This is a genomic window from Alkalihalobacterium chitinilyticum (assembly GCF_029028005.1).
In the GTDB taxonomy this organism is placed as follows: domain Bacteria; phylum Bacillota; class Bacilli; order Bacillales; family Bacillaceae_F; genus Alkalihalobacterium; species Alkalihalobacterium chitinilyticum.
Window position 1 is genome coordinate 75305 of sequence record NZ_JAOTPO010000014.1, and the last position, 13957, is coordinate 89261.

8 protein-coding genes and 1 pseudogene are annotated in these 13957 nt (G+C 38.1%); all 9 read left to right on the top strand.

Going from position 1 to position 13957, the window contains the following annotated elements; genetic code table 11:
* Positions 1-29: 29 nt before the first annotated feature.
* The 9 genes and pseudogenes from N7Z68_RS17915 to N7Z68_RS17955 all read left to right on the top strand — a co-directional run bounded on the left by N7Z68_RS17915 (position 30) and on the right by N7Z68_RS17955 (position 13591).
* A complete protein-coding gene (locus N7Z68_RS17915; RefSeq protein ID WP_275119848.1) occupies positions 30-737 on the top strand; it encodes a hypothetical protein in 708 nt (235 codons plus the stop codon).
* A gap of 308 nt (positions 738-1045) precedes the next feature.
* The gene (locus N7Z68_RS17920; protein WP_275119849.1) at positions 1046-2656 is read left to right on the top strand and encodes a glutathione ABC transporter substrate-binding protein; all 1611 of its coding nucleotides are present in this window, start codon (positions 1046-1048) and stop codon (positions 2654-2656) included.
* A 168-nt stretch (positions 2657-2824) separates the two neighbouring features.
* Positions 2825-3748, top strand: coding sequence for a nickel ABC transporter permease (nikB, locus tag N7Z68_RS17925; protein WP_275119850.1), 924 nt, complete (start codon positions 2825-2827; stop codon positions 3746-3748).
* A 20-nt stretch (positions 3749-3768) separates the two neighbouring features.
* Positions 3769-5331: an ABC transporter permease gene (locus N7Z68_RS17930; protein WP_275119851.1), complete on the top strand. Its 1563-nt coding sequence runs from the start codon at positions 3769-3771 to the stop codon at positions 5329-5331.
* Positions 5332-5346: 15 nt separating this feature from the next.
* Positions 5347-6333: an ABC transporter ATP-binding protein gene (locus N7Z68_RS17935; protein WP_275119852.1), complete on the top strand. Its 987-nt coding sequence runs from the start codon at positions 5347-5349 to the stop codon at positions 6331-6333.
* Positions 6330-7358 (top strand): ABC transporter ATP-binding protein, encoded by a 1029-nt coding sequence (locus N7Z68_RS17940; RefSeq protein WP_275119853.1) that lies wholly within the window; start codon positions 6330-6332, stop codon positions 7356-7358. Before N7Z68_RS17935 ends, N7Z68_RS17940 begins: the two co-directional genes overlap by 4 nt.
* Positions 7327-10050, top strand: coding sequence for a cadherin-like beta sandwich domain-containing protein (locus N7Z68_RS17945; protein ID WP_275119854.1), 2724 nt, complete (start codon positions 7327-7329; stop codon positions 10048-10050). The genes N7Z68_RS17940 and N7Z68_RS17945 overlap by 32 nt, the downstream gene beginning before the upstream one ends.
* A 39-nt stretch (positions 10051-10089) precedes the next feature.
* Positions 10090-11258 (top strand): annotated as a pseudogene (gene iadA, locus N7Z68_RS17950) (beta-aspartyl-peptidase).
* A 254-nt stretch (positions 11259-11512) separates the two neighbouring features.
* On the top strand, positions 11513-13591 hold the full coding sequence (locus tag N7Z68_RS17955) for a sigma 54-interacting transcriptional regulator (RefSeq protein WP_275119855.1): 2079 nt from the start codon (positions 11513-11515) through the stop codon (positions 13589-13591).
* Positions 13592-13957: the final 366 nt, after the last annotated feature.

The window sequence follows — 13957 nt, forward strand, 5'->3', positions numbered from 1 at the left end:
CCGGTAGTATGAAAGGAAGGAGAGGTAACATGAATTGGATAAAAATACTACTCAGTGTAAGTATGATCTTTTTCTTTGCAGCGTGCGGTAATGCAGAGGAACCTGGGGAGGAATTGCCGGCTGAAAAAGAGCCGATTGAAGAACCGAAGGATGAACTCGTTGAGGAAGAACCGACTGAAATAGAAGAGCCGGCTGCTGAAGCAGATGAGCTGACGTTTAAAGATATTATTGAAGAATATGACGTTCTTTCCAGTTTTGAAACGGATGGTCCGGGGACAGGTCTAGGACTAGGAATGAATGTCCTTTATAAAGAAGAAGATCTTGCTTTTGTTTCGGGACACCAAGCACATGCGCTAGGGCATTTTAGGTTATTGAAAGTCGATCACGAACAACAAAAGGTCATCGTTACTCATCAATTCTCTGAGGAACAGTATGAAATATATGAAGAACTACAAACGAAGGTTCAAGAAGAGGGAGAGCAGGCTGCTTTTGAATGGATGAAAGCACAAGAATCGAATTACAATGAACTGTTTTTTACATCCGACATTCCGCCAAACACGACAACGGCAACTTGGAATGATCAAGAGTGGGAAGCGATTGAAGTCGAATTAAAAGACGGTGATGAAAAGTATGTTTTTGCAAAAGGCAAAGGACTTATCCAAATTCATTATCAAAGTGAACTAGCTCAGGAGCTATTTGGAGAAATTCGAGTAGCCGAGCGAATAGAAGGAGAGTAACTTTAAGAAGACTGTCACATCGGTGACGGTCTTTTTTGGCTTCTTTTAGAATTGGAAATTATAACAATAAGACACTCGGGTTCTTATGGTTATTAATCGACAACCCATATTCAACCTAAAAGAACCATTAAATGAGCAAATGTAATTTAAAATATGTATCTATAAAAATCATCAGCAACTATACGAGCATGACAAAACATAAATTCTTCTTTATTTTTCAGAAGATTTAAAATCTGCAATCAATTTGGCACAACCTTTGCAATAAACAATAGTGAAAGAAAATTTAAGTGAAAAAGGGGAGATAGTAAGTGGTTGAAAAAAGTAAATGGCTATTGTTTTGTTTATTAGTATTTATGTTGTTAGCCAGTGCAGCAGCATGCAGCTCCAATCCGACGACGGAGGAAAGTGTTGAAACGGATGACCAAACTGAAGAAAGTATAACAGAGGAGACAGCTGAAGGAATAGAGCTGACGATTGGTATAGAGGCAGAACCGACATCGTTAGATCCTTTTAATACAACAGATGGTAACTCAGCAACAGTTCAAAGTACGATGTTTGAAGGCTTACTAAGGTTTGATGAAAATATGGAATTAGTTCCTGTGTTAGCTAGAGACTATACCTATAACGAAGATGCAACAGAGATTACATTCACCCTCCAAGAAGGTGTAACCTTCCATGATGGTACTGCTTTTAATGCGGAAGTAGTAAAAGAAAATCTAGACTTTGTCCGCGATCGTGACAATGGTTTAGCGCGTGCATCATTTTTCTCGTTTATTAGCGAAGTAGTGGTTAATGATGAATTCAGTGTGACGATTAAGTCAGAAGAACCAAACTCAGCAATGGCATCCTACATGGCGCATGCTTCAGCTTCGTTTAAATCAATCGATGAAATTGCTAAGAAGAAAGAAGACGAAAATTACAACTTAGACCGTAATCCTGTGGGAACTGGACCGTTTGTTTTTGATGAATGGAGAGATAGTGAACACGTTGTTGTTCGTAAATTTGAAGAGTATTGGAATAGCAGTGAAGCAGCTAGAGTGGAAAGCATCACTTTCAGACCTGTCGTAGAGGCAAGTACACGAGTCAATATGTTAAAAACAGGTGAAGTCGACTTAATCTATCCAATACCTACTCTTAATGCGGCAGAGCTTGAAAACGATGCTGATATTGACTTATATGTAGGCTCTTCTACAGATGTGTTTTATATTGGCATGAACTTTAAGGAAGATAAATATCAAGATTTAAAAGTGCGTCAAGCGATGAACCATGCAGTGGATAAAGATGGTTTGATTGCACAAATCCTTGATGGTTATGGTCAAATCGCTGCTTCCGCTATTGCACCAGCCGTTTATGGATATTCGGGTCAAAGCATTTATGAGCACGACAAAGATTTAGCAAGAGAGTTAATGGCTGAAGCAGGTATGGAGGATGGCTTTAAGGCAACTCTTTGGACAAGAAATACAACCGAGTTTGTTTCTGTTGCAGAGTATGTAGCCATTCAACTGAGTGAGATTGGAATAGATGTTGAAGTTCAAGCATATGAAAGCGGAACACTGTTTGACATGCTGGATGCTGGTGAGAATACAGACCTTTGGATCGGACGCTGGTCGCCTGGAACTGGTGAAGCTGACTATGGGTTACGCCCTAACTTTGCATCCGACCGAGTCCCGCCGAACTTTAATAACTCTGGTTATTATATTAATGAGGAATTAGATCAATTATTTGATGAGGCATTACGTACACCGGATCAAGAAAAAGCGTTAAGCGTTTATGCTGATTTACAAAAGAAGATTTATGAAGATGCACCGTGGGTATTCTTGCACATCCCAGATACGATTATTGCAAAAGGTAAAAATGTTACAGGCATTTATGTATTACCGTCAGGAGCTGTTCATTTAAACCAAGCAGATAAGAAGTAATAGCAACAGTAACATCGATTTATTTTTACTAGAGTGGTGACTCATGAGGTTATATCGGACTGCTTCAACCGCAACTGCAGTTTAATTGTGTAGGAGGAGAGCCCAAGAAACTTATGAGTCACTCTCAAAACTCAAAGGTTCGCCTTTAGATTGAAGAGGTGAAAAGTATTGGCAAATTATATTATTAGAAGATTAGTTGGCATGATACCTATTTTATTTATCATAACGATTATCGCGTTCCTATTTGTTCACCTGACTCCAGGTGATCCAATCCGCATTATGTACGGAGCAGAGATTGATCAACAAGCTTATGAGTCCTTGCGTGAGAGAGAAGGCTTCAATGACCCTTTATACGTTCAGTATGGAAGATATATGTATAACATGGTTGTACATGCTGATTTTGGTACTTCGTATCGTACGAAAACGGATGTATCTTCAGAAATCATCCGCCGGTTTGGTTATACATTTGTCTTAACGATATTGGCGATGTTTTGGGCCATTTTAATTGGGGTGTTTGTTGGAATTATTTCCGCTACAAAAAGAAATTCGGTGTGGGATCGATTAGGGATGGTTTCAACAATCAGTGCTTTAAGTGTACCTGAATTTTGGTTTGGTCTAATGGTGATGCAGATCTTTGCTGTTCAGCTTGGATGGTTTCCGACGAGTGGCAGCGGCACGTTTCAGCATATTATTCTCCCATCGATTACTCTCGGATTTGGGGTTGCGGCAACTATCGTCCGTTTTACTCGTTCAAGCGTCCTAGAGGTAATGAGAGAAGACTATGTCAGAACGGCACGGGCAAAAGGACAAAAGGAGTCTGTTGTTATTTGGAGTCATGTACTTAGAAATGCCCTGATCCCAGTTGTTACGATGACAGGATTGCAATTTGGGTTCTTAATCGGCGGGGCGGTTGTTGTGGAACAAGTTTTTGCTTGGCCTGGTCTCGGTTCGTATTTAATTGATGCCATACTATCGAGAGATTATCCAGTTATTCAAGCTCTAATCTTATTATTTTCCATGCAGTTTTTAGTCGTTAATTTATTAGTAGATATCAGCTATGGATTTTTAAATCCGCAAATTCGATACGATTAAAAGAAAAAGGAGATTGATCTATGAGCAAAAAAATATATTCGTCGTACTCTCCTTTCAAAAATTTTGTAACAAAATTTTTAAAACAACGCCTCGCAGTCATTGCCTCAATCATTGTAACCATTATTGTTTTTATTGGTCTCTTTGGAAACTGGCTGGCTCCTTACGATCCGTATCGTCCAGTTACGATGCAATACGAAGAAAGAGGAATAGACAGTGATCAATTGACGAGTGAGCGAGTCAGTTTTCGAGGCATTTTAAGTGACGGGACTGTAGTAGAGAGTGATAAGTTTGAAACATTACAGGTAGAAAGCGAGAATCGTAGAGTTGCTTCTGTTAGAAGAGTTGGTGACGGAGTCATCGTCAGTGCAAATACTGGAGGCGCCACTGATGCCATTCTTGAAAGTGAAAATGTATCAGCCATCATCCAAGTGAATGTTTCGGGAGAGGACGTTAACGATGGCGAAGTTAAAATTATCAGGTTAGAGGCGGAGCAACCAACCCGAATTTTAGAGTCAGGTGATCGCTACGAAATTCAATTAACTGCTTTTTTATCGAATGGGGAGGAAATAAAAGGAATTGAAACCATCCGTTCCTTTTTAGCTGAAAGTTTAAGTGAAGAGGAAAAAACATCTACAAGCAGCGGGTTCGTTTCAGGAGGACAAGAAACGAAAGAAACTGGAGGCTTATCAATTGTCTCTTTAACAAGCGACATCGCATCAGTAACGAATGAAGGTATTGTAACGGTCAGGGGAGAGGGAGATGGACTTGTGAAAGTATCAGCTGAAAATGCCTCTACAGTCGTCCACTTGCCAACAAATGTGACGGAAATTAACCCGGTCCTCGTATCCATTGTTCCAACCGTTACTGCAGTAAATCTAGTCGATATCTATAAGCACCAACCGCCATCGCAACTTCACTACTTTGGTACTGACCATCAAAATCGTGATATTTTTAGCCGAGTTATTATCGGAACTAAAGAAACGTTATTAATTGGTTTTGTTTCAGTGGCTATCGGTGCTTTTGTTGGAACCGCATTAGGCCTGATCGCAGGATACTATGGAGGAAGGTTTGATAGTTTTATTACTAGGTTTACGGATATATTACTTGCTTTTCCAGGGATCCTTCTTGCTATTGCTGTTATCGCATTCCTTGGAGCTGGGTTAGTAAATATCATATTTGCTGTAGCTATTTTTACCATTCCAATATTTATACGAATTGTTCGTGGAAGTACTTTAGCACTTAAAGAAATGACGTATGTTGAAGCAGCTAAATCAATTGGTGTTAAAGATCGAATAATTATTTTAAGACATATCTTCCCGGGTACATTATCTGTCGTTATGGTTTTCTTAACGATGAGGATAGGTGTAGCGATATTAATAGGAGCAGCATTAAGCTTTCTCGGTTTAGGAGGGGACATTACAGCACCTGAATGGGGATCCATGTTAAGTGCAGCCAAAGATAATAGTGGAAATCTGTTTCATCCTACCTTTTTTCCAGGGCTGGCTATTGTGATTACAGTGTTAAGTTTTAATATTTTAGGAGATGGATTGCGAGATGCCCTTGACCCGAAGTTAAAAGAATAGGAGGATGACGACAACATGACTAAGAAAGTGTTAGAAGTTAACGAATTAAAAGTTAATTTTAAAAGTGATGGTAAGGAAATAACGGTAGTCAACGGTATTTCCTTTCATATTAACGAAGGTGAAACGCTTGGGGTAGTAGGTGAGTCTGGTTGTGGGAAAAGTGTAACTTCTCTATCGATTATGAGATTAATTCCTTCCCCGCCAGGAAAAATTGCAGGCGGGGAAATAAAGTATAACGGAAAAGACTTATTGAAATTAAAAGAACGAGACATGAGGCGTATTCGTGGAAATGACATTTCAATGATTTTCCAAGAACCGATGACATCGCTCAACCCTGTTTTTACGATTGGAAAACAATTAGATGAGGTGCTTCTGCTGCATCGGGAAATCACAAAGCGAGAAGCGAAAGAGCATTCGATTAGTATGCTGAAGTTAGTCGGGATCCCAAGAGCTGAACAAATATATGACAGCTATCCTTATCAACTGTCTGGTGGTATGAGACAAAGGGTCATGATTGCAATGGGACTTGCATGTGAGCCGCAACTACTAATTGCGGATGAACCGACAACTGCATTGGATGTGACGATTCAAGCACAAATCCTTGATTTAATGCGAGGGTTAAAAGAAAAAACAAACACGTCTATCATGTTCATTACACATGACTTAGGTGTTGTCGCGGAAATGTGTGAGCGAGTAATTGTTATGTATGCAGGTGAAATTGTAGAGCAAGCAGATGTAGATACGATATTTAATGATCCTAAGCATCCTTATACGATAGGTTTGCTTGGTTCCATACCAAACATTCATGAGAAACGGGACCGACTCTATTCGATTGCTGGTCAAGTACCACCGGCAGGCACAATTACAACAGGTTGTCGCTTTGCAGACCGTTGTGACAAAGTAATGGATCATTGCAGGGAACACGATCCTCAATTACTACAGCTGAAAGAAGGACATTCATGTCGATGTTTTCTTTATCAAGATAGGAGTGTTGAAGTATGACAGCTACATTACTTGAAGTTAAAGATTTAAAAATTTATTTCCCTATAAAAAAAGGATTAATAAAGAAAACAACATCCTATGTCAAAGCTGTCGATCAGGTATCGTTTTCCGTTCGTGAAGGTGAAACACTTGGCTTAGTAGGAGAATCAGGCTGTGGTAAATCGACCACAGGAAGAGGAATTACTCAGTTGGTAAAACCGACAGCTGGAAGCATAATGTTTGATAACTGTGATTTGAATGATTTATCCGTTAAAGAGATGCGCAGAAAGCGAAAAGAGCTTCAGATGGTTTTTCAGGATCCTTATGCTTCTTTAAACCCTAGATTAACAGTTGAGAATATTTTAGCTGAACCGTTAAAAGCCCATGGGATAAAAGATCGAAATAAAAGAAAAAAAATGATAGAAGAGATCATGGAAGTCTGCGGGTTGAACAAGGCTTTTATCAACCGCTATGCACATGAGTTTTCGGGTGGTCAACGTCAAAGAATTGGAATAGCCCGAGCCTTAATATTAAAGCCGAAGATGATTATCGCAGATGAACCTGTTGCAGCATTGGATGTTTCAATCCAGGCACAAATTTTAAATTTATTAAAAGATTTACAAGAAGAGTTTAAATTAACTTATCTTTTTATTTCTCATGACCTAAGTGTAGTTCGTCATCTATGTAACCGAGTGGCTGTTATGTATTTAGGAAGGATTGTAGAAATCGGGGAAACCGATAAAATTTACGACAACCCGCTACATCCATATACAGAGACCTTATTATCAGCCATTCCTATTTCTAACCCACGTGAAAAGAAAGAGCGAATTATTTTACAAGGCGATGTCCCGTCTCCTGTAGATCCACCGGCAGGATGTGCCTTTGTTGGCAGGTGTCCAAAAGTGATGGATCGTTGTCATGAACAACGGCCAGAATTAAAGGAAATAGAAGGTGGACACCATGTTGCTTGTCATTTGTATGAAAATGAAGGCTTACAATTGGAGGAGAGTAAAGATGAGAATAGCGTTTATCAAAATATCGGCTAAAGTATTGGTACTTGTAGCTGTGTTAGGTCTACTCGCACCTGCTAGCTTTCTAGCGAATGAAAAAGAGAAAAAGAGTTCTATGCCAGATCATGTACATCAGGTCACACTTCAATCTTTATCCATACAAGGGGCTGAACTCGATCCTCCCTTTTCAAAAGAAATATTAAACTATAAAGCAACGGTAAGTAATCAAGACCAAATTAATTTAAATATAGAAGCAACAGCTAAAAATGCTAAGGTTTCTATTAATGGTAAAAAAGTCAATGCGAATAGAGCTGTGGAGGTAGAAATACCTAATCAGACAAACACAATTGATATTGAAGTAGCAACTCCACATGGAATAAAACAAACGTATACGGTTGTTGTTCAAAAAGAGAACGAATATAAATTACAGGACGTTAAACTGATCCAAACAGGTGAAGGTTCATCCATTCATCATTATCAATTAGGTTTTTTCCCGGCACGAAACATGGACGGTGTAGAAGCTTACTTACTGTTCTATTCGAAAGAAGCCTATATGGATGTTTGGAATTATGTTCGTCATTTATCGACTGCTGAGATTGAAGCTCATTTAACTTCCAACACAAGTAGTGAACAGAAAAATAAAATCTATAAAATTAGTAATTTAAGTTATGCAGATGGAGTCGGAAATACGTTTCGAGAAGGGCAACTTGATATTATGACCGGAAAGTCGCTAGAAGTAGGTGAGTATGTCGCGTATGCAGCAACTTTAGGAGCAAATGGGGTTTTAGGAATGTCAGAAGCAGATCGGAAAATTGAAATCATGCCATTTCCTGTGAATGTCCAAGTTAGCGGGGAAGGTACAGTGATTGAGAATTATGCGGTAACATTCAATCATCCACAAGACAATCGAGTAACAGATTACTTTATTTTTTATTCAGAAGATGGGTTAACACGCTTAGTCGAACCGAAACTTGAAGCGAAAACTAAAGACCATTTAAAAGAGTTGGTCAATCAGGGAAGAGGCAAGCTTGTATCAAGAGAAGAGGTTGGTAGCAGTGCCGTTAACTTTAAGGACAACCAACTAACGATTGACGGAAAATCACTAGGTACTGGACTATATTACGCTTATGTATTGGCCGTTGGCGAAGCGCAAAACTTTGGTATAGCCAAGTCACTTCAAATGATAAATACTAATCCAATGCAAAATCCATTAGGTACCATTGGTGATGGAAAAGGAACTTTAATTCCAGCTGGTGGTTCAACAAGTAATGTGAGCGCTTACTTCGAAGCCATTAGATTAGCAGCTTCAGCAGATAAACCGAAAATTGCTATTTTTAATAGTTCAAGAGACTCTGTCGATGTGGCATATGATCACTTTCATTTAGATGACCCGCCGTACAAGTCATTAAAGAAAGAATTTGAAAACTGGGGGTTTGAGCCTGTTTATATCCCACTGGCTATTGATACGTATGAGTTTATTGCCCATGACCCTTACTTTGTGAACTTAGTAAAAAGCAGTCATGCTGTTATGCTGCAAGGTGGAGATCAAGTAAAACATGCGAGATCTTTGCTAAATGATGATGGTTCCCCATCACCTTTATTAGAAGCAATTAAATATGTGTATGAAAATGGCGGGGTCGTAGCAGGGACAAGTGCAGGTGCTCATGTAATGAGTCAACCGATGTTTGGTGTAGGAGACAGCTTGACTTCGTTTACCATTAATCAAACAGAAGAAAAAACGTTAAATGATGTTCCGTTAACAGGTTTTTTAAACCCGACAACCGCCGGAAACAACATATTTATGCCTGGCATTGGCCTAGCAGAAGATATTCTGTTTGATACTCATTTTGATGCCCGTGGACGATTAGGACGCCTTTTAGTAGGGATGAGAGATACTGGTCATACATTGGGAATCGGGTTAGATGAAGGAACAGGTCTGCAAATGAAAGGAAATATCGGTGAAGTTGTTGGACTAAATGGTGTATTTATTTTAGACCGCTCAGCTGCTACTGTTAATGGTCCAGGTGTTAAGCCAGGATTTGAAACGACAGGAATTCGCGTACACTATTTAACTTCCGGAGACCAGTATAACTTTAGTACAAAGGAAGTTATTCCAGCTGAAGATAAAAGGGTTGTAAATTCAGCTGAGAGTGACACGTATAGTAGTCAAAATTTGTTCGGTGGAAATTATGAGACGACAAAGTCGCTTATTGCTTTTGCGAATAGTTTACAAGAAGAGTTCGTTACAGAAATCAACCACCAGCCAAACTACCAGCTAACGTGGTCAAGAGATGAGCTTACTAAGAACTACACGAGTGGTGAAAGTTTTACAACAAGAGATTTAAGAGCCTACCAGAAACCAACCATTATGAATATGATCCTAGATTTAATTCCTCGTAATGATCAAGTAGAACCAAAGCCAGTTTCTATTGAAAGTGTGAAAACATATTCGTATAACGATACGTTCTTTATTCAATTTACAGGACCAATTGACCCTGCATCAGTTACGAAAGAAACGATTGATCTAAAGGGGCTTACTCACGTTTCTTGGTCACCTGATTACTTACCCGAAAGCTTGGAAATTGAAGTTAGAGCAACAGAAGATATACAAATTGGTTACGAGATTACCATCCAAAACTTGAATGATATAAACGGAAATACATTACCTGCCGAGACGTGGAGAAAAGTAAATGATGTAAATACAGATTGGGAGAAAGTATCGCAGTAGAGTCTATTAGATAGTATTGGATAAAAGGTGGATTAAATAATGATTAAATTGATTAAGAACGCTGAGGTTTACACCCCTGAATATCTTGGAAAAAAGGATGTCTTAATTGTAGATCGTAAAATTGGAGCGATAGAAGACAATATCGCAGTGATGGTTTACCTTCTGTTGAGGTTTTAGACGGTAATGGTAAAGTAATGGTCCCTGGCTTTATAGATCATCATGTTCATATTATCGGTGGGGGTGGCGAAGGAAGCTACCGGACGAGAACACCAGCGTTACAGTTGTCCGATGCACTGTTAGGTGGGATTACAACAGTTGTTGGAGTGATCGGAACAGATGGAACAACTAGAACGATGACAAGTCTGATAGCAAAGGCAAAAGCGTTAAAGGAAGAAGGGATTACTTGTTATGTTCACACTGGATCCTATCAGGTTCCTGTTAAAACATTAACAGGGAAAATTGAGGATGACCTTATTTTAATCGAAGAAGTCATAGGAGTAGGAGAAATTGCAATTTCAGACCACCGTTCTTCACAGCCAACGTGTGAAGAGTTAGCTAAAATTGCAGCAGCAGCTCGTGTAGGCGGCATGTTATCTGGTAAAGCAGGTATTGTAAATGTGCATATTGGTGATAGTTCTTCTAAACTATCTTTACTTCATGAAATTGTTGAAAACAAAGATATTCCGATTCGTCAGTTTATACCTACTCATATCAATCGAAACCGGCAATTGTTTGAAGCTGGAATTCTTTATGCTAATCAAGGGGGGTATGTAGATTTAACGACTTCTAGTGTTCCACAATTTTTTGAACAAGGAGAAGTAAAGTGCAGTACAGGTTTAAAAGAAATGTTAAGTGCAGGTGTACCTGTTGAAAGGATTACATTTACTTCAGATGGTCAAGCGAGCCTCCCTGAGTTCGATGAAGACGGCCTGCTGATTGGCCTGCAAATTGGGAAGGTAACCTCTCTTTATCAGGAAGTTAGGGATGCGATTATAAATGAAAGAGTGAAAGTGGAAGATGCCATAAAAGTAATTACTTCTAATCCAGCTGATATTCTCAAGCTAACGCAAAAAGGACACATTGAGGTTGGCCGCGATGCAGATCTAGTATTGTTGGATGAAGAAAGCTATGAAATAAATTCGGTTATGGCATTAGGGCAGAAGATGTTGTGGGATCGAGACTTACTTGTAAAAGGAACTTTTGAGTGAAAAATTACTAATACAATAGTACACAAAGATGTTTTATAGGTGTTGAATGAAAAAAATTAGAAAAAATATCATTCTACATTCTATAAGACTACAAGATAAAAGTTCATTATTATTCAAAATATTATTATAATAAAGTAATAGTAGAAACAAAGAAACACTGTTCTTAAATGGTTCAGTGTTTCTTTGTATAACGCAAACTTGAACCAAAAGTTTAAGCATTGTGTATGCTTTCATCAAAGGAGAGAGGTGAGGGAATGGCCATTGAAACTAAAGAAATTACATTATTAGCTGGTTCGGAGGAAACGAGAAGGACTTTATCTGACCAATTAAATGAAATCTTAGGAGATTTTATCCGAGTGAGAAGCTATGCAGTCGATGCTAACGAAGTAATCACGGTTCATAATCAGCTCGTAATTTTATCCTCTTACCTAATAGAAGAAGAATCAAAGCCTTATATCGGCGAAAACTGCTCGGTTCTCGTTGCACATCGTATCGTTAATTTCCAAAACATAGAAAAAATCTATTCAATCCCAAAGGGAGAAAAGGTGCTATATGTAAATGATTATCTAGAGACTGTGAATGAAGCTATCTCTTCATTTGAAAAATTAGGAATTGACCACTTGGATTTCATTCCATTTTATCCAGGGAAAAAACAGAAAGAACCGGTAAAGTTTGCAATTACACCTGGTGAATTAGACCTTGTCCCTTCTTTTGTTGAAGAGGTTATTAATATTGGACCGCGTCTGATTGATATTACGACGTTAATTACGATTTTAAATCGTCTAGGACTTCTTGAAGCGAGACAAGAACAAGTCTCTGGAAAGTACATAAAAACGATTACTCAATTAAGTAAAAAGTTAGGCAGTTTAAGTCAGGAAGCGACAATTAGGACCGAACACCTTAAAAAAGTGGTAAACGGGGTAAACGATGGTATTCTAGCCGTCGATTGTAATGGGAAAATAACTGTTTTTAATGAAATTTTAGAACGTTTCTTACGTATGCCTGTAAAAAAAGCCGTCAATCGCGATATACAAGATGTTATTTCACATAAAGAATTAGTTCAGTTCATATTAAATGAGCAGGAAGAAGAAGATCGTTATTTTACAATTGAAGATCGGAGTGTAATTGTTCATCGGTTTACGATTGAAGCAGAGGAGACTGTTGTTGTTACTTTTAAAGATGCTGAAGAAACGGTTGAAATAGAAAAGAAGTTACGAAAAGAATTGTTAAAAAAGGGGTATTATGCAAAATATTCATTTAACGATATTATCGGACTTCATCCTAAATTACAAGAGGTCAAAAAAGTTGCAAATAAGCTTGCACGGACGGATTTGACGATTTTAATTGAAGGAGAAAGTGGAACGGGCAAAGAGTTGTTTTCAAGCTCAATTCATAATGCTTCCCTCAGAAATAAAGGCCCCTTCTTAGCAGTGAATTTTAGTGCCCTTCCTGAAGACTTAGTAGAAAGTGAATTGTTTGGTTACGAAGAAGGGGCTTTTACTGGAGCAAAAAAGGGCGGCAGAAAAGGTCTTTTTGAACAAGCAAATGGTGGAACCATTTTTTTAGATGAAATAGGAGATATCAGCCTGAAAGTTCAAGCCCGATTATTACGAGTTCTTCAAGAAAAGGAATTGCTGCGTATTGGCGGAAATAAAATTATTCCGATTGACGTCCGTGTTATTGCGGCTACAAATAAAGATCTGTTAGCGCTCATTGAAGAAGGCAAATTTAGAGAGGACTTGTATCACCGGTTAAAAGTACTTTTCTTACATTTACCTGAGTTGCGAAAACGGAAAGAAGATATTGATTTGCTTGTTCAAGAATTTATAAATCAAAGTGGAAGATTTCATGTGAAAATAGAGCCGCAAGTTTTGTATAAGTTAAAAGAATATCAATGGTACGGTAATGTAAGAGAATTGAAAAATACGATTGATTATATGTTAGCAGTGTGTGAAGACGATATTATTCGTTTACATGATATTCCTGATGAGGGGTTTTTCCAACAAAAAAAAGCGCCCCAATTAAACAAGGGCGAAGAGAGATATTCTGCCCCTATAAATGAACCAACAGTAGATCCTTATTTCCACTACGAGGATGAGCAAGAATTAACAACGCTACTAAAAATAATTGATCAACTGCAACAACAAGGAGAAAGTGTAAGTCGTAAGAAAATAGCTAGGGAAACTCAACTGCAAGCACAACCATTATCGGAACAACAAGTCCGATTAAGATTAAATAAATTAGAGCAACGAGGATATATCGAAAAAAGGAAAGGTAGATTAGGTACCCGCTTAACTAGATTAGGTCAAAAATATATACAAACCGTGTATTAACAGACGAATAAAACGAAGAGCTCGAACACTAAAATTCGAGCTCTTCGTTTGTATTTATTTACTATTATTTATGATGATTCTTCATTCGTTTCCTTTTTCGCTTCTTCTAACATTTCATTAATCGTTTCAATATACTCATACAAACTCATCTTGGTATTCCTCCCTTTAATAAATAACAAGAATTTTGTTTCAGTAATATTATTTCCAATTTTCTAATTATTAAACTAGTAAACTGTAAAAATAGGAAAATGAGATTACTAGCTTTTATTAGAATAGGCTAGAAGGAGCAGAAGTCAGTTAGACATTTCAATTTTATCTTATGTAAAAGTTGAGTAGATGTGAGATACTAAGGCAGTAAATTAAATT

What these genes read in the sequence shown, in the direction of transcription:
- N7Z68_RS17915 (WP_275119848.1), top strand. Translation starts at nt 30, where the DNA reads ATGAATTGGATAAAAATACTACTCAGTGTAAGTATGATCTTTTTCTTT.
- N7Z68_RS17930 (WP_275119851.1), top strand. Translation starts at nt 3,769, where the DNA reads ATGAGCAAAAAAATATATTCGTCGTACTCTCCTTTCAAAAATTTTGTA.
- N7Z68_RS17935 (WP_275119852.1), top strand. Translation starts at nt 5,347, where the DNA reads ATGACTAAGAAAGTGTTAGAAGTTAACGAATTAAAAGTTAATTTTAAA.
- N7Z68_RS17940 (WP_275119853.1), top strand. Translation starts at nt 6,330, where the DNA reads ATGACAGCTACATTACTTGAAGTTAAAGATTTAAAAATTTATTTCCCT.
- N7Z68_RS17945 (WP_275119854.1), top strand. Translation starts at nt 7,327, where the DNA reads ATGAGAATAGCGTTTATCAAAATATCGGCTAAAGTATTGGTACTTGTA.
- N7Z68_RS17955 (WP_275119855.1), top strand. Translation starts at nt 11,513, where the DNA reads ATGGCCATTGAAACTAAAGAAATTACATTATTAGCTGGTTCGGAGGAA.